Raw genomic sequence first — 16,119 nt, 5'->3', positions numbered from 1 at the left:
GATGGCAGGTCAGTGCAGCCGTGGGCCCAGTTTGATGGTCATCGCGTCCTGATCTGCAATCACCTCGCCGATCGACCAGAGTGCCGCCTTGATCTGATGACCGGTCGCGGTCTCATACGCCGGCACGGCGAGCGCCAACGCGGCATCGTCCAACTCCACGAGCTCGGCTTCGAGTTCGACGCCATCACTGAACATCAGGTCCACACCCGACGCTCGCACCGGGAGTGCCACCGCTGCCGGGCCGCGTAACCGGACGCCACGGAACAAGTGGCTGTAGGAAACGGTCAGCTCGAGGCGCATCAGTCACGCCGGTCCGAGGTCAGGCGAAAGCCAATGCTCAGGGGAATGCGGGTCTCGTAGCTGGTTGGGGTCGTCTTCCCAGTCGCAGACGGGGCACCACTCGCAGGCGCTTCGCTCCGGCAGAGTGCGCTCACCACAGCAGGGGCAGGGCAACGGCCGACCGTCCTCGAGAGCGCGCAGGTACTTCCTGGTAACGGCGTCTTGGACGCTCCGCGCCAGCGGGTCACCCAACCGGGTGAACCACCGCCCGGGCCGGGAGAACGCCCGGATCTCGGCCCACACGATGTCGTCCTCGTCGATTTGAACGGCGAAGCGTTCCTCACCGATCTCGGGGTGCCCTGGCAGCGTCCCGTAGGCGAACCCACGCTCGGTCGGGGTGTCGATGTAGTCGACGACGCGTACCGGAGCGGTGAACCTGAGCGGCCCGAAACGGAGCCGCAACACCACAGCCTGGTCGAGCGATACCGGCGACGCAGTATCAACTCGGACCCCAGCCCGCCGGTGAGCGTTCCAGCTGAGCAGCCGCTGCGAGGCCTCGATGAACCATTCCTGGCCGAAACCGATCTGACGCCACTCGTGCAGATGCCGGTAGCCGGACGGCAATTCAGCTGCTGCAGTCGCCCCGACCTCGTCGTACGTGAGCACCGAAGAGGACTCCCCACTGTCACCCGACGCCGCTGACCCGGCGCTCTTCCCAGCATCTCTCCGACTGCGGTCTGTCATGCGCGTCCCGCAGAATCGCCGATCAGTGGTTTGGCGAAGTCGCAGATGAGGTCACCCAACCGTCGCGGCTGCGACTGGTTTGCATTGTGACCAGCCCCCGGCAGCATGACCAAGTCGGCTCGGGGATGCGTGGCGGCCAACCGCGCGGACCGTTGCCGGAAGTGAGCCGGGCTCTTCTCCCCAGCGAGGACCCACAGGGGACAATCGATAGTCGCGTAGGCATCTAAGCGGACACCGAGCCTGACCATCGACTCGTAATCGTCGATCTGACGAGGTACGAACTGTCGAACCACCGGCAGCAGTGCCAGCGCCGGCGCAACGGCGCTCCACCAGTTGGGTGCTCTGAAGCCCTCACGGAGGTAAATCTGCAACGCGCGGCCGACATGCCCAGCGTCGAGGGCAGCGCGAGCCCGTGGCCCGAGACCTGGCTCACCAAAAGGAAGCTCAGGCAAGGGGGTCGGCGGTTCGTAGATGATCCCGCCCGCAAAGGGACCCGAATCGGCAGCCAACGCCTCGAGCGCAATGAGTGCGCCAGATGAATGGCCGACGATGACGCAAGGCTCATCGAACCCACGGGCGACGTCCAAGACCTCTGCCACCTGGTCCGCGATGGCCTGCTCCAGTCGAACCGGGATCTCCAAGCGATACAGCCGTCGACGGATCAGCACAACCCGATAGCGCGTACTCATCGCCTTGGCGACCCGCAGCCACGGCACCTCGTTGCCCATCCCCCCGTGGACCACAAGAATCGGACGCCCACGACCCAACTCCCGAACCATGGGCGCTCGCTCGGCAGTCACCCCGTGATTATGACCCGGCATCGCCCCCGCGCGGATCTTCAGCGTCAAAGGTCAGCGACGTCGTACTCCGTGACATGAAACTCGCGGACGTACGCGGATGGGTTGGCGTCGTCCTCACCAGACGGACTGCTTCGGAATGCCTCCAGCTCCGCTCGGCTCGACCACAGCTCGGCAATCGCCACCCAGGCTGGCTCGACAGGGTCGGCCGTGACCGTGAAATGCAGGCATCCGGGCGTACGTCGGGCTGCTTGAATTGCCCCCAGCGACACCGCGAGGAACGAGTCACGGTTTTCGGGATCCACGACCAGATGACCCAACACAGCAATCATGGTCTTTCACACTATTCGAGCGGTCCGTTCTCGTCGAGCGCCGAGAATGTCGAGCGCCAAGAATACGGAGGAGGATCTGATGACGTTCTTGCTCGCGCAGATCGCGGGAATCTTCAGTTCCGGTGAGCTGAGCACTGTCTCCATCTTGTTCGCCGCCGGGTATGTGGATCATCAACGACCGGAGTGGATCGAGTTCGACGGCCCCGAGGAGTTCATCGCGATCGTATCGAGCGCACGGCGGTCGCTGGCCGACCTTCGAGTCCATGCCTCAGATGTCGTCCGAGTGGGTGATGTGGAAGCTGGCGTCCTGCACTGGGCTGGCACGGCCGACGACGACACTCACGTAGAGCGCCGCACGGTCGAGATCCTCAGACTCAAGGACGAGCACGTGGAGGAGCACTGGGGCCTCGAGCTCTCGAGGTCGGTTGCGGCCACGACCCCAAACGACGATCTGACCGTGATCACCACCCCGGACCCACAGTCCAACAGCGATTTCGGAGCGCTTCTCGCAGCACTGGGTGAGCGCCCCAATCACCGGATGGTGGAGGCTGCGCTCCGGGCCACCGGTTGGACCAAGGTGGCGGCCGGGGACTGGGCAATCGCACTCCGCTCCCCCGACGGAACCATGGCGGCCAGGATCAGCCCGTTCGATCCGACCGGTCCCTACGCCGCTGCGCTGTACCGAGAGGCGACGGCGACCGGACAGGTTCCGATCCTGCATGCGCACCGCAGGCTGGCTGGCGGAGGTGACCTTCAGATCATGGAGTGGCTGGATCCCGTCCCCGAACACGTCGCCGCAGCCGTCCACCGGGCAATTGCGGAGCGAGCTCCCGAGTACGAGGAACTCGTTGACACGATCCAGCGCATCCACGAACGAGCGAAAGCAGAACTGCCCTGGTGCGGCCCGCTCGACGACAATCCCAGCAACATCATGCGCGCGTCCGACGGGCACCTTGTCGTGACCGATCTGTTCTACGCCGACGGACCGGACCTGTACGCGACCGCCGCAGAAGACCCGGATCTCGTCGTCGCGCGGATTCCGGAGCACGAGCGGCGATATCTCACCGAGATCCCACTCGCCGGCTCAGGCGGATGGCAGCCCGGAGACCAAGAAGCAATTCGCGCCGGCATCGACGCCGCCGAGGTCCGCGCGATCCTTGCCAGCGCCACCCGTGACGCTGCTTCAGCTCTGGCGGCTGAGGGCCTCGGTGACCTTTCGGGTCGTCTTCACGGTCGTTCAGGCCCCGCGGCGCTAAGCGCGCGCTCCCGGCGCATGGAATCTCGGTAGTACTGGAGTGCGGCTCAGTAGTCGCTACCGATGTCCGCGAGAACGGGTAGTTGAAGACTGAACTTCATGTCACGCATCATTTTCGCCACCACGCCCGCCGACGGCCACACTGTCCCCGCGTTGCCCATCGTCCGCGCTCTGATCGAGCGCGGCCACAGCGTCCGGTGGTACGCCGGCCGCAAGTACGCCGACCGGATCCAAGCCATCGGCGCGGAGTATCTGCCGATGAGCGACCACGACTTCAGCCTGGTTGGACTGGACGACTTCTTTCCCCAGCGAGCAGAACTGTCCGGTCTCGCCAAGCTGAAGTTCGACATGGCCGTCGCCTTCTCCCAGCCCGCCCGGACCCACCTGGCCGATCTGCTGGCCGCCCTCGAGGACGAGCCGGCCGATCTGATCGTCGGCGACACCGGCTTGATCGCGGGCCCCATGCTCAGCGAACTCGGCGGGCCGCCGTTCGCCGCGTTCGGGGTCAGCGTGGTCGGGTTCCCGAGTCGCGACGTACCGCCGTTCGGACTGGGGCTCCGACCGACCACCGGTGCTCTTGGGTCCCTCCGCAACCAGGTCCTGCACACATTGGTGCGGCGGACCTTGTTCGCCGGGATGACCGACGCCGTCAATGAGGTCCGGGCCGATTTCGGCCTGCCTGCCCGCGACGAGATCGTCTTCGAGTACATGTTGCACGCTTCGCTCTATCTCCAGTTGGGCGCGAAGGGCTTCGAGTACCCACAACGCAATCTCCCGGAGCACGTGCGCTTCGTCGGACCTGTCAGGCCGCTGCCCGTTCAGGGCTGGACGGAGCCGGACTGGTGGTCGGATCTGGATGCCGGCAAGCCGGTGATCGTTCTCAACCAAGGCACCGTGGCGACCGACCCGACCGAGTTGCTCCAACCTGGTTTGGCCGCACTGGCCGGCGAGGACGTCCTTGTGGTGGCGGTCACCGGCGGCCGGGATCCACGTGAACTCGGCCCGCTGCCGGCGAACGCCCGGGTCGAGCGGTTCATCCCGTTCGACCGGTTGCTGCCGCGGGCCGACGTACTGGTCACCAACGCCGGCTTCGGGGCGGTTCAACTCGCCCTGGCCGCCGGGGTGCCGATCGTTGCGGCCGGGAAGACCGAGGACAAGGTGGAGGTCGCAGCCCGGGTCGGCTGGTCGGGCGTCGGGATCAACCTTCGGACCCAAACGCCGCGACCGGAAGCCATCACCGCCGCCGTCCGCCAGGTGCTGGGCGACGAGCGGTTCCGCCGGAGAGCAGCGGAGCTGCAGCTGGAGATAGCCTCGACCGGTCGCGAGTTGGCAGCTGCCGAGGAACTGGAGAAGCTGCTGTCCGGAGCCGCAACCGATCGAGGTTCTCGACCAAGTCGAGCAGGCCGTTGACCTCGGCGCTGGTCACAAGACTGAACCTCAGCTCTGGACTACCGGAGCAAACGGAATCAACTCGAGTTCTGTCCGCTCGTGATCCGCGTCCTCGTGCCTTGTCCGGATCATCGCCGAATCCTCCGAGACGTTCCCGCGGGAACGTCTCGGAGGACTGTCCGACGACCTGTGCCGTACATTGCTCAGGCCCGTGTAGCCGTGTCGCCCAGGTTCCTGGACCACAAGACACTGGCGATGCCGACCGGCGGGTCAGGGGCCGACGCTGAATCCGTACCGAGCTCCCGCGCTCTTCCCGACCACGAAGGTCGGCCGGTATCGGTCGATCGGGAGTCCGATCAGCACACCACCGGTGTTCTTGTTCTCGCCGGGAACCCCGATCAGCGACCGGGTCGCCCCGGTGGCGACCGAGCCGCCGAGTGAGGCGCCCATTCGGTCGCCGGTCTCGGCGTGACCGGGAACGCCTTTGCTGTTCTGCGTCCAGCCCTTCCCGGTGCCGATCGTCTGGACCATGCCGGCGTCGCGCTTCTTGCCGACGTCCTCACCCGGGGCGCCGACGAGGAACAGCGTGCGCGATCCGGATCGCATGCTCGACACGGCCGCCCCGAACTGGTCACCCCGTTCTGAGGTGCCGGCCATCCCGGCTGAGTTCTGGTTCACGGTCCGGGCCTTTCCACTGAGGTCGGCGGTGGCCGACGAGATGCGGGCAATGGTCACGGCTCCCGCGTCCACGGCGCTACCGACGTCCTCCCCCGGCGAACCCACCAGCAGGGTGGTCGTGCCAGGGGTCGAGCCCGGCACCAGGTGCACCGCTGCGCCGAACCGGTCGCCCTTCTCCGCGGTTCCCGGCACACCGTCGGTGTCCTGGGACAGCAGGAGGGGGCCCGGACGGTCGGGATCGGTGCCCACGATGTCGACCAGCACGGCGCCCGCGCCCGCCCGGCCTCGAGTCGGGAAGCCGGGCATGCCCATGGCGATCTGGCCACCGGCGGCCGCGAGCGACGATCCGAGAGCGGCTCTCGATTCGGGAGCGTCGGTCACCGGCTCCCCGAGCCAAGTGATGTGGGTGTCGTGGACGTCGGGGTCCTCGTCGGCATCGATCCAGAACGAGGTCACTTGGCCGGTGTCCGGGATACCGTCGATGTCCCTGCCGGGTGAGCCGACGTACAGCGTGCCCGGCCGAGAGGTGACCTGGCCGGCGCCGCGTTGTTCGGTGGCCAGGGCGGCACCGAACCTGGCGCCGGACTCGCCGGGCTGCTCGAACAGGTTGCGCAGCGCGAACCGCTTGGCGGAGCTGCTCCAGTAGTAGGTGTAGACCACTCCGCTGCGCCGCAGGTCGGTCCGGGTGCTTTCCTCGGGACTGCCGACGACCAGTTGGGAGCACAGTGCCTCGTCGCCGGGAGCCTCGTACGAGGACAACGAGGTGAGTGCGGTGCCGAAGCCGTGGGGCCCGGCGATGGTGGTGGTGTGCGGCTTGCCCTTGTTGCTGAGCCGGACCTGCACCGCACCGGGCTTCCCGGATCGTCCGGGTATGCCGACCGCGACATCGGGCGCCCCGTCCGCATCGAAGTCGGAGCTGGGAGTCCGGCATCCGCTGGCGGACTCGGCCGTGGGCGCTTGCCCGGTCATGCCGATCGTGGCCAGGGTGGCGATCGCGGTGATCGCGCCCAGGATTCGTCTGCGCCTTCGCATTGTTGTCTCCTTCTATCGGTCGCTTCTATCGGTCCAAATGACAGCTTCGACGTTAGAAATATTGAGCGCACTTGGTCATCGGGAGTGCCTCCCCATTTGTGTCGGCGTACTCCCCATATATCGGTGGGACATATCGGAGGGTCGCCGTACCGGCGGGTCCTTTCGTGGACTGCCGTAGTGACATCCTGGGGCCCATGGTCGAGATCGACGCGATGACGTCGAGCGGTACGCGGCTGTTGGAGCGGGCATCGCAGCTCGACGCGTTGCGTGCCCAGCTCCTCGATGCCGCCGCCGGCCACGGGTCGTTGACGCTGGTGCTCGGGGAGTCGGGCGTGGGCAAAACCTCACTCGTACGCGCCCTCGCCGAGGAACTACCGACCGGGAGCAGGTTGCTGTGGGGAGCGTGTGACTCGTTGAGCACGCCCCGTCCGCTCGGCCCGTTGCATGACATCGCGTTCGAAACCCGCGGTGACCTGCTGGCTGCGCTGGCCAACGAGCGGCCACGGTATGAGTGCTTCACCGGTCTGGTTGCCGAGCTGCAGGCCCCTCGGCCGCCCACACTGGTGATCATCGAGGATGTCCATTGGGCCGATGAGGCAACACGTGACCTGCTGGTGTTCCTCGGCCGACGGGTGGCACGCACCCGAGCAGCAGTGGTGGTGACCAGTCGCGATGACGAACTGGACCGCTCTCATCCGCTGACCGCCACCTTCGGGCGGCTGGCGACTCTTGGTGGCGTGTCACGGCTGAGGCTGGACCGGCTCGGGCCGGCCTCGGTTGCGGCCCTGGCCGCCAAGGTGGGCGCCGGACTGGACGCCACCGAACTCTTCGAAGTCACCGAGGGCAACCCGTTCTTTGTGACCGAGGTGGTTGCGGCCGGATCGGTGCACGGTGTGCCGGTGAGTGTCCGTGACGCCGTCTTGGCACGGGCGGCGCCCCTGTCGGCTGCGGCCCGGCAGGTGCTCGACGCCGTGTCGCTCGCACCGGCGGGAGCGGTGCCGATCGACGTCGTACTGACCGTGGCGTCGGTGTCGGCGGACGTTCTTGACGAGTGTGTCACTGCGGGAATGCTGCGGATCAGCGGCTCGACGGTGTCGTTTCGCCATGAGCTCGCCCGGCGCGCGATCGAGGACGCGATGCCACCGGCTCTCGCCCGGGCCGCCCAGCTGCGGCTGCTTGCGGAACTGGAGCGGCGCGGGGCCGATCCGGCAAGTCTCGCCCACCACGCCGAACGTGCCGGCGACATTGAACGGACAGCCCGGTATGCGGTGGTCGCAGGGGACGCCGCGAGCCGCGCCGGCGCGCATCGATCCGCGGCACAACAGTACGAGCGCGCGCTTGCGGCGGGTGCCCTTGGACCGGAGGACGCGGCGCGTACCTGGGAATGCCTTGCTCGTGAATCGTCGACCTTCGGTGATGACGTCCGGGCTCTCGCGGCCTCCGACAAGGCGCGGCTGGCGTGGCAACGGCTGGATCGGCCGGACGACGAGGGGCGCGTGATGGCCAATCGTGCCCGCGTCCTGTGGGACATGGCGCATGGTGCGGAGGCACACGAGGCGGTACGCGAGGCGATCCGGCACTTCGACAACCGGCCGGACAGCCGGGACAAGGCAGTCGCGCTGATGAGCGGGGCGGTGCTGCTGATGCTGGCCGACGAGTCGGAGGAGGCGGTCGCATTGGGGCGGCAGGCGGCCCGGCTGGCCACCGACTACGGCGACAACTGGACGCTCGTCCGCTCTCTCAATGCCGTTGGTTCGTCATTGTGGCTGTTGGCGCCCGACGAGGCCGAGGAGCCGCTGCTGCGGGCTCGGCGCCTGGCAGAGGAGATGGGCGATGACATCGCCGTGTCGGGGGCGCTGATCAATCTCGGCTCCGGAGCCGGGGATGTCCGACGCTATGCCCAAGCCGACCGGTGGCTACGTGCGGCTCGCGACTGGTGCGCAGACCGCGATCTCGATCGCAACAACGGCTATGCGACAGCCTGGCTGGCTCGGCTGAGTTTCGAGCACGCCGATTGGCCGACCGCTCTGACAATCGCCGAGCAGGTCAAGGACGATCCCGCCATCACGACGCGGATAGTGGCGCTCACCGTCATCGGACGGGCACGAGTCCGGATAGGCCGAGACGACGCCGACGAGCCGTTGAACGAGGCTTGGCGACTCGCCGAGAGCAGCGGAGATCTGCAACGACTCTCCGGTGCCGCGGCAGGCCGTGCCGAGTCGGCCTGGATTCATGGACACCCGGAACGGATTCCGGCGCTGGTGCGCGACACGTACGAGCTCGCGCTGCTCCGGAGCCAGCCTTGGGCGATCGGCGAACTCGGCTACTGGCTCTGGCGTGCGGGTGAGCTCGAACTGTTGCCGTCCGGTGCCGCCGAGCCCTTCGCCGCGCATGTCCGCGGTGAGTTGTCGAGTGCGGCGGCGCTGTGGAACGAGCTCGACTGCCCGTACGAGGCGGCCGCTGCCCTTGCCGACGGACACGAGGCTGCCGACCTGCTGCGCGCTCTCGAGGTCTTCGACCGGCTGGGCGCCGCACCCGCGGCAGACGCCTTGCTCGCTCGGATGCGTGCGGTGGGCTCCGCCGTCGTCCCGCGGCGGCCATCGCGCCGGACGGCCGCCAACCCGGGCGGGCTAACCGTACGCGAGTTGGAGGTGGCCCGGCTGCTGGGCGAGGGGCTCACCGATGCCGAGCTCGGCGCTCGACTGCACATCTCGGTGAAGACCGCCGGCCATCATGTCTCGGCGATCCTGGCCAAGCTCGGTGTGGCCTCGCGTCGCGAGGTCGCTGCGGCGTTGACCGCCGCGGAAGATGGGGAGCCGCGCGCCAGGAGATAGGGAACGGTCCCGATTCCGTGGCTTTCGGAGTCGGTGAGTCTGGATCACAGCCGGCCCGGGTGGTCCGGGCGAGAGCGAGAGGATCCGACATGACCCGCTACCTCGTGCAGCGCACCTTCCCGAATGGACTGCACCTTCCGATGACCGATCGCGGAGCCGAAGGGCTCACCGGAATCGTGCAACGCAATGCCGACCAGGATGTGACCTGGGTGCAGTCCTTCGTCACCGACGACAAGATGACGACCTTCTGCATCTACGACGCTCCCAGCCCCGAGGCCATCCGGCGAGCCGCCGAGGCCAACGGGCTTCCCGTCGACTCCATCACCGAAGTGCGGGTGCTCGACCCGTACTTCTACCACTGAGGCGATGGAGTCGGGACAGGGCCAGATGGAGCGGAACAGGGCCAGACCTGCGCCGGCCTGGCAGGCACAACTTCCGGAGAGGCCGACGGAGCCGGCTGCACTGAGGCCGAAGGCGCCGACTCCGGCTCCGGTGAGGCCAGTGGCACCAGGTCCGGTGGCACCGGCCGCGCCGCCCGGCGTGGCGCAGCTGGCGTGGTTGCAGTCCGCAGCCGGGAACCGCGCGGTCGGTCAGCTCCTGCGGCAGCGCCCAGCGACAGCCGGGAGGGGGACGCGTCCGGTCCCCGTCCAGCGTTGCGGACCCATCCCACACGAGGTGTGCCCCTGCAACGAGGAGAACGAACTCGGCGCTCCCGTCCAACGGATTCCGTCCGCCCCGGCGCCTGCACCGCCGGCCAAGGCAACTCCGCGCGTACCCACTCCGGCACCGATCCGCTCCACGCTGGACGAGAGCGAGATCAAGGACATCGAGGACTTCTCCACCTACAGTGTGGGCGAACGGCTGGGGTTCGTGGTTCGGCTTCACCAGGAGCGCTGGGTAGGACCCGGCGACGAGTCGGCGTTGGAACGCATCTGGCGGAGCTTCGGGGAACAGCTCCCACAGATCGCGGGTGACAACATCGCCTTGTTCAACGCCAGCATCGACTACGGCGCCGAGCTCGACGACCTACCCGTCGTGGTGCGTCATCGGCGGGCCTTCGAAACGGACGTGAAGGGCACGGCAGCCCGATTCCTGTCCGACAACCGCGGATACGTGACCCAGCAACTGGAGCAGCTCGGCCTGGCGCCGGGTGGCCCGACCGGCACGGCACAGGACGCCGCACTGCGGCGGGCTGACGCCCTGGCCGAGATCCGTCAACACGCCAAGATCATCGCGCGGGCTCAGCAGGCGCAGCGGCAGTTGCGGACCCTGCAGGTCGGCTGGGCGATCGACTACGAGGAACGCCCGCGGGGCGGCTGGCGGCGGATCGGCCCCTTCCCCTCGCTGTTCAACCCTGCCGGCCGGCCGCTCCAGGGGCCGCGCGGCACCGAGCACCCGCCGCTGCCGAAGTGGGAGGACGTCAATGCTCGTTACCGTCCGCTGAGCGATCTGATCGTGGGCATCACCAACGCCGACCCCGCGGTGTACGCCGCGATGCGCGACGAGAACCTCCCGGCGCTGGCCGGCGACGATCCCCAGGCTGTATTGAACGTGGTCGGGAGGTCGCTGCGCGCCGTGCTGGCCGACATCAACGCCACCGGTCCCAAGATCTCCTCCGGCGATCTCGACTACCGGGATCTGGTGCCCATCCATCAGCAGCTGTTCGGTGGCATCACCCGCGGACCGTCCCAGACGGACTGGTCGACTCCGTTCGGAAAGTCGATCGGCAAGAAGGTGCTGGCCGATCACCAGGCCAGTGAGTTCTGGATCGCCCTCGGGCTGGGCAGCCTCGCCGCGGCAGCGTTCATCGTGGCTGAGCTGGCGACCTTCGGCTCGGCCACCTTCTTCGTCGCCGCCGGGGTCGGTCTCGGCGCCGGGGCTGTGCAAGCCGGACGAAGCTGGGAGAAGTACTTCGACATGGCCACCGCGGCCCGAGCCACCGTACGCGACGACCGCAGCGTGTTGAGCCGGGGTCAGGCGTCGGGAGCGCTGCTCGCGGCGGTGTTGGACACCGCGTTCCTGTTCCTCGACGCCTACCAGGTGGGAGCCAAGGGCGCGCGAGCCGCCGCCGGCACGACGGAACGTGTCGCGAGCAAAGAGGCCGCCGAGCAGGCCGAACGCGAGGTCGCGGCGCTAGCACGGCGCGAGGCGGCGGAGATCGCGCAAGCGTCGGAGCAGCGGGCCGGAGCCGCCGCGGGGCGGCAAGTGGCAGCAGGGACCGGCAGCTCCGTACTGCACGAAGTGCCCGTTCAGATCGGCAAGGGAGGCCACCGGCTCAAGATCATCGAGGTTGCCGGGCGGCTCACGTTGTGGCTGTGCTCGGACTGCATCATGCTGATCGAACACGTCCAGGCGATTCTCGAACGCATGCCGGCCGCTCACCCTGTTCGCGACGACCTCACCACGATCCTGGCGACCGCACAATCGGTGCAAGGCAGGTTCACGGCCGGTGCCATCAAGAGTCCCCGGCTATTGCGCGAGACCAACGACCTCGCCACCCGTCTGTCGGAGCTGTCGGCACGACATGCCGACATCGAGGGACTGGTGTTCTTCCGGACTTGGATGGCAGGCACCACGGAGGCGGTGACGATCATCGGCGAGGACACTGTCCGACGATTGACGGCCGAACTCGGAGCGGAAGGATACGTCCAGCTGGTGCGCGATCTGGGCCCGAAGGCCGTGCACGAACTGGATCAGCTGACCGGACCCGAGATGCGCCAACTCATCGCCCAACACGGCCGGGACACGATCCGCTGGGTCGGCGATGGCGGGCTGAAGGCAGCCCAGGCTCGTACGCTGCTGAGCGAGCTCCCGGCAAACATGCTCACTCGTTTCCGAGAGGGCAGCGCGAAGGTGTCCGCCAACGTGGTCGAGGAAGCTCTGGTGCAGTTCGGCGCTCCGACATTGGTGGGGCTCGGGACGATGCTGGGCACCAGGTTCACCGGCAACGTTCTCGACGAGTTCCGCCGCTGGACGATGTTCTCGGTCTATCCCACACTCCAGCGGCTCGTGGAAGCCGGCAGTGGCGCAGTCGTCCGTGCCCTCCCCCGCCTGACCGGTCGCACGCTCACCACCATCGAAACTGAGCTGAGCCGTGCAGGCATGCAGGGCCCGGTGATCGAACGCGGCATGCGGATCTGGACGCATGCCGATGGGTCCGTGGTGCGCATCAAGGTCGCCCCGCCCGCCCTCAAGGAACGCTCCGCGCTACCGCATCTGGTCTAGGAGATTTCGGACAAACCGAACCGGTTCGGCGGCAAGAAGGACATCATCGCCAAGGTTGCCGAAGGTGGGCAGCTGATCCCCGCCGGGACCAAAGCGGCCACCGTCGGTCTGAGCGATTGGTTCCGCGGAGTCACCGGCCGACCGCCGACCGAGGCCGAACTCAAGTTCTTGATGAATCTGTGGGGAGAGGCCGGTCACCGCCCGATCATCATCCCGTGAGAACGGGAGTGCCATGCCGTTCGAGTTCCATTTCCAGCCCTCGCGTGATGCCGTTGTAGCCCTGCGTCCTGAGGCGATGCCCGCATGCTCGAACGCTCGCACCAAGAAGGCCTGTAGCCCTGGGACAGGATGTTCGTCAACGGACACTGCGCACACTGGCGAGCGGTCGCGGCGTACGCGCGCGCACGTCCGACGGCATGGGCGAGCGCTATCGGCGGCTGGACCGGCGATACGCTCACCGCGGACGTGTGTCTCGTGACCCCGCCGCATCACGTGCGGGTGACGATCGACGCCGGCCGTGAATCGTTCGTGTTCGATGACGACGGCACCTGGATCCGCACCATCATCGACGCGACCAGGCGCCCTACCCGGGCGGGCCGAGCAAGTCATTCCAACGTTGCATGGATCCAGAGCCAAGCTGTGCGATCTTGCCGTGACATCCCGGCAGAATCGCTCAACTAGCTACCGGAGACGTTCCCGCGGGAACGTCCTCAGCAGTCAGGATTGCCCGCCCTTGGCGGCGTGAGCGCATATCAGCTCGGTGGCCGCCGGATGATCCTGGGGCCGATGAGCAAAGCCGGCCAAGACCCGGTGTTCAGCACCGACGATTCGACGAGCGATCTCTTCGTACTCGTCGTTCCAGCCGCCGGTGAGAACGAGTGTCGGGACCTTCAACGCAACGTCGGCGGGCGTCGACAGTGTCCACGCTCCTGGTAACAGACGCTGCCGCTCAGCTCGAGGGAGCTCCGACGGTTCAGCCGGGCGAGGCTGCCGCTGACTGATCGCGGCCAGGAACTGCGACCAGAACTCTCCCGGCTCGAGATCGGCGGCTCTGTCGAGGACGGGAGACATGCGGGCAATGTGACCTTCGATTGCTGGCACGCCACGAGCGAGAGCGTAGGCGGCAGGCTCGATCAACACGAGCGCTTGGATCAAGTCAGGTCTCCTGCTGGCAACCGCCATGGCGATAGGTCCGCCGAAGGAGTGTGCGATCACGCAAGCCGGGCCATCGCAAGCGTCGATGATCCGTTGCTCCCAGGCAACCTGCGCGAAAGCGACTGGTGACTCGTCACCATAGCCCGGCATCGTCGTGAAGACGGCGTTCGGTAGATCGACTTGGCGCGGCCAGGCATCAGCCGGGCTCCGGCTCGTCGAGCCGTGCACGAAGATCAAACGCATGTCTTACACACTCCGAGTCTCGCCTACTGGGCTGAACGTCTCTCGGCATTGCTTCGGTCGCAGTGGGCCTGAAGTGCGGCGACGTCGTCGAGGTCCTTCTGACGCCGCCGAAGAGTCGGGTTCCACACCGGCAGCATCGTCTTGATCTCGATCTGAGCTCCTGGGCTGATCACCGGGGCCCTGGTGTCACCGATCCGACCGATGCGGCCGTCGAGCATCCCGACCGGCCACGGTTCGCCGGCCCAGGTCCCGCCAGCGACGACCGCGTTTCCCTGATCATCCAGCCGGATGATCGCGATCCCATGGTCGACTCGACCGCGACGCAGATCGATCTGTTGTTCCGGGTCGGCCGTAGTGACATCAACAAAGCCGTGTTGCAGCAGTTGCTCGCGCAGCCGGGCCGCATCCTCGACGAGCACGAACCAGTCAATATCCAGATGTTCCCGTGTCACGCGACCGAGGAAGAAGTCCATCGCCCAACCGCCCCGAAGCCAGACTGGTGCATTCAGTTCACCGGCTGCGTCGACCAGTTCGGCGATCGCAACCAACTGCACCTTGGCGAGGTCCTCCACCAGCGCCACCCTAGGCCCAGCAGCTTGCATGCTGCGGAGCTGCCTACTCTCCTCGACTCGGCCGAATCACCCGAGACGTTCCCGCGGGACGTCTCCCCCGGCTCGGCACCGATCCGGCAGCTTCCTTCCGCTACCGGTGCCACCTCGGACACCGGGCAGAACCCTGTGGCCCTTGACATTGGCCTTGCGAGATGACGGGAGAAACGCATTGGGATTCGATCCCCGAGTTCCCCGTTCCGGCGCGTGAGCTACGCAGACCACGAACGAGGGTCCGAGTCATCAGCAGTTTCGTGGTTCTCGCCTTCCCGGGGCGTGCATCTGCCCGCCTCAACAAGTCCGTCGAAGCTGGCGATGGGAAGCCTGCGAGAAGGAGTATTGGCACCTGATTTCGGCCAGATCAGGTGCCGAATCTCCTTCTCGTCGGCGGCATTCTGTTCTGTTGGGCGGTGTCGTCGAGGGCTCGGCTGACCGCCACGTCGCCCAAAGCTCTGGCTAGCGCCGGTCTGCCTCAGCTAGCAGTGCAGTTGCCAGGCGCACCATGGTCTTGGCCCTGTCGACCGTGATGAGGTTCGGGGAATAGTGGACGGCATCCTTGTCCGCGACCAGGCGACCGAGTTTGGTGGGCAGAGAGTGATCATGCAGTGCGACTTCGTTCAGCAGATCCACCGCCTGGCGATGGTCCTGACCACGGCTCCACTTGCCGAGATTCAGTCCGCAGATGGCGTCAGCCGCAGCGATTCCTGCCAGAACAGCCAGTGCCGCGGCGACGTGCGCCTCGCGGCGTTCTTCGGTCAGAACCAGTTCGGCGACTTCGAGAAACGCTCGCGCGTGGTCGCGCCGCGTCCGGCTCTCGGACGGCGTGCAGTCGACGATGCGACCCGAATGACGCGGGCTCACCGCAGCCTCGCCAACAGGTCGAGAAGACGCTCACCGTAGACCTGGATGGTCTCGCCGCGCCAGGAGCCGACGAGAGGGTCACCGTCGCTGGCCATCCGAGCCAGCGTGGTGGAATCCAGGTCGATGATCTGCGCGGCGTTGCCGGTCCACGCTCGGATCCGGCGATCGAGGTGGTCGAGTTGCTCCAGCCATCGGTCCTCGTCGAAACCGGACACCGGTTCGGGGCGCACCAGCAGAATGTCGATGTCGCTGTCCGTACCCGCAGTTCCCCTAGCGAACGAGCCGAACAATCCAGCAAAGCTCGGCTTGATCTCCCAGTGCGCAACCTCCTCGCGAATGTTGGTCACGATCTGATCCCTAATCCCGGTCAGTGCCGCAATGTGGGGAACGGCCACATGGTCACGGTTCAGCCGATAGACGGGGTAGCGCGCCAATGTCTCGACGAGCACCACACCCTGCGTGGCCAGCCGCGCCAATACCTTGCGGACGCCCTCATCACTCCCGCGCCCAAGGCGGCGGTGCACCTCTGCCGCGGTGCAGCCCGTGGTCGTGGCAGCCAGCACCTGCAGGACTCCGGCATCCAGAGTCGGCGTGACAGTAGCGAGCGGGAAGGACAGATCCACGGCTCAATGATCCAACTATCATTGGCATGAGTCAACTATAGTTGGATCACTTGCTGGAGGGTCG

The 16,119-nt window shown here is 66.9% G+C and carries 15 protein-coding genes; 6 read left to right on the top strand and 9 right to left on the bottom strand.

Going from position 1 to position 16,119, the window contains the following annotated elements; all coding sequences use genetic code 11:
- Positions 1-9: 9 nt before the first annotated feature.
- From MLP_RS01950 to MLP_RS01935, 4 genes are all read right to left on the bottom strand, one after another.
- The gene (locus tag MLP_RS01950) at positions 10-300 is read right to left on the bottom strand and encodes a hypothetical protein (RefSeq protein ID WP_013861312.1); all 291 of its coding nucleotides are present in this window, start codon (positions 298-300) and stop codon (positions 10-12) included.
- Positions 301-303: 3 nt separating this feature from the next.
- Positions 304-945 carry a DUF1990 family protein gene (locus MLP_RS01945; protein WP_013861311.1) on the bottom strand — a complete coding sequence of 214 codons (642 nt, stop codon included), beginning with the start codon at positions 943-945 and terminating at the stop codon, positions 304-306.
- A gap of 74 nt (positions 946-1,019) precedes the next feature.
- Positions 1,020-1,823 carry an alpha/beta fold hydrolase gene (locus MLP_RS01940; protein WP_172641528.1) on the bottom strand — a complete coding sequence of 268 codons (804 nt, stop codon included), beginning with the start codon at positions 1,821-1,823 and terminating at the stop codon, positions 1,020-1,022.
- 44 nt (positions 1,824-1,867) lie between these two features.
- Positions 1,868-2,152 (bottom strand): putative quinol monooxygenase, encoded by a 285-nt coding sequence (locus MLP_RS01935; RefSeq protein ID WP_013861309.1) that lies wholly within the window; start codon positions 2,150-2,152, stop codon positions 1,868-1,870.
- Positions 2,153-2,231: 79 nt separating this feature from the next.
- Between MLP_RS01935 and MLP_RS01930 the strand changes: the two genes are divergently transcribed.
- On the top strand, positions 2,232-3,440 hold the full coding sequence (locus tag MLP_RS01930) for an ester cyclase (protein WP_172641527.1): 1,209 nt from the start codon (positions 2,232-2,234) through the stop codon (positions 3,438-3,440).
- A gap of 66 nt (positions 3,441-3,506) precedes the next feature.
- Positions 3,507-4,817, top strand: a complete 1,311-nt coding sequence (locus MLP_RS01925; RefSeq protein ID WP_013861307.1) for a glycosyltransferase — start codon at positions 3,507-3,509, stop codon at positions 4,815-4,817.
- A gap of 249 nt (positions 4,818-5,066) precedes the next feature.
- Here MLP_RS01925 and MLP_RS01920 read toward each other — a convergent pair whose 3' ends face one another.
- Positions 5,067-6,506 (bottom strand): hypothetical protein, encoded by a 1,440-nt coding sequence (locus tag MLP_RS01920; protein WP_013861306.1) that lies wholly within the window; start codon positions 6,504-6,506, stop codon positions 5,067-5,069.
- A 194-nt stretch (positions 6,507-6,700) separates the two neighbouring features.
- Here MLP_RS01920 and MLP_RS01915 point away from each other — a divergent pair, with 194 nt between their 5' ends.
- The 4 genes from MLP_RS01915 (at position 6,701) to MLP_RS01895 (ending at position 13,246) form a co-directional block, all read left to right on the top strand.
- Positions 6,701-9,340, top strand: coding sequence for an ATP-binding protein (locus MLP_RS01915; protein ID WP_013861305.1), 2,640 nt, complete (start codon positions 6,701-6,703; stop codon positions 9,338-9,340).
- An 89-nt stretch (positions 9,341-9,429) separates the two neighbouring features.
- Positions 9,430-9,702 carry a DUF4242 domain-containing protein gene (locus MLP_RS01910; protein ID WP_013861304.1) on the top strand — a complete coding sequence of 91 codons (273 nt, stop codon included), beginning with the start codon at positions 9,430-9,432 and terminating at the stop codon, positions 9,700-9,702.
- A 313-nt stretch (positions 9,703-10,015) separates the two neighbouring features.
- Positions 10,016-12,565 carry a hypothetical protein gene (locus MLP_RS01905; protein WP_041789614.1) on the top strand — a complete coding sequence of 850 codons (2,550 nt, stop codon included), beginning with the start codon at positions 10,016-10,018 and terminating at the stop codon, positions 12,563-12,565.
- A 348-nt stretch (positions 12,566-12,913) separates the two neighbouring features.
- A complete protein-coding gene (locus tag MLP_RS01895; protein ID WP_013861301.1) occupies positions 12,914-13,246 on the top strand; it encodes a hypothetical protein in 333 nt (110 codons plus the stop codon).
- Positions 13,247-13,282: 36 nt separating this feature from the next.
- On the opposite strand, the gene MLP_RS01890 is transcribed toward MLP_RS01895, so the two are convergent.
- The 4 genes from MLP_RS01890 to MLP_RS01875 all read right to left on the bottom strand — a co-directional run bounded on the left by MLP_RS01890 (position 13,283) and on the right by MLP_RS01875 (position 16,055).
- Positions 13,283-13,963, bottom strand: coding sequence for an alpha/beta fold hydrolase (locus MLP_RS01890; RefSeq protein ID WP_013861300.1), 681 nt, complete (start codon positions 13,961-13,963; stop codon positions 13,283-13,285).
- A gap of 23 nt (positions 13,964-13,986) precedes the next feature.
- Positions 13,987-14,535, bottom strand: a complete 549-nt coding sequence (locus MLP_RS01885) for a nucleotidyltransferase domain-containing protein (RefSeq protein ID WP_013861299.1) — start codon at positions 14,533-14,535, stop codon at positions 13,987-13,989.
- A gap of 492 nt (positions 14,536-15,027) precedes the next feature.
- The gene (locus tag MLP_RS01880) at positions 15,028-15,432 is read right to left on the bottom strand and encodes a hypothetical protein (protein ID WP_013861298.1); all 405 of its coding nucleotides are present in this window, start codon (positions 15,430-15,432) and stop codon (positions 15,028-15,030) included.
- The gene (locus tag MLP_RS01875) at positions 15,429-16,055 is read right to left on the bottom strand and encodes a nucleotidyltransferase family protein (protein ID WP_013861297.1); all 627 of its coding nucleotides are present in this window, start codon (positions 16,053-16,055) and stop codon (positions 15,429-15,431) included. The genes MLP_RS01880 and MLP_RS01875 overlap by 4 nt, the downstream gene beginning before the upstream one ends.
- Between the last annotated feature and the right edge of the window lie 64 nt (positions 16,056-16,119).

The sequence above is a fragment of the Microlunatus phosphovorus NM-1 genome, from assembly GCF_000270245.1.
Lineage (GTDB): Bacteria > Actinomycetota > Actinomycetes > Propionibacteriales > Propionibacteriaceae > Microlunatus > Microlunatus phosphovorus.
Note: the sequence above shows the minus strand (reverse complement) of the source record. Positions and strands in the feature narration are given on the sequence as shown.

Excerpts from the sequence above, each read along its gene's own strand:
- MLP_RS01920 (WP_013861306.1), bottom strand. The coding sequence starts at position 6,506 with ATGCGAAGGCGCAGACGAATCCTGGGCGCGATCACCGCGATCGCCACC.
- MLP_RS01930 (WP_172641527.1), top strand. The coding sequence starts at position 2,232 with ATGACGTTCTTGCTCGCGCAGATCGCGGGAATCTTCAGTTCCGGTGAG.
- MLP_RS01925 (WP_013861307.1), top strand. The coding sequence starts at position 3,507 with ATGTCACGCATCATTTTCGCCACCACGCCCGCCGACGGCCACACTGTC.
- MLP_RS01935 (WP_013861309.1), bottom strand. The coding sequence starts at position 2,152 with ATGATTGCTGTGTTGGGTCATCTGGTCGTGGATCCCGAAAACCGTGAC.
- MLP_RS01915 (WP_013861305.1), top strand. The coding sequence starts at position 6,701 with ATGGTCGAGATCGACGCGATGACGTCGAGCGGTACGCGGCTGTTGGAG.
- MLP_RS01950 (WP_013861312.1), bottom strand. The coding sequence starts at position 300 with ATGCGCCTCGAGCTGACCGTTTCCTACAGCCACTTGTTCCGTGGCGTC.
- MLP_RS01910 (WP_013861304.1), top strand. The coding sequence starts at position 9,430 with ATGACCCGCTACCTCGTGCAGCGCACCTTCCCGAATGGACTGCACCTT.
- MLP_RS01890 (WP_013861300.1), bottom strand. The coding sequence starts at position 13,963 with ATGCGTTTGATCTTCGTGCACGGCTCGACGAGCCGGAGCCCGGCTGAT.
- MLP_RS01895 (WP_013861301.1), top strand. The coding sequence starts at position 12,914 with ATGTTCGTCAACGGACACTGCGCACACTGGCGAGCGGTCGCGGCGTAC.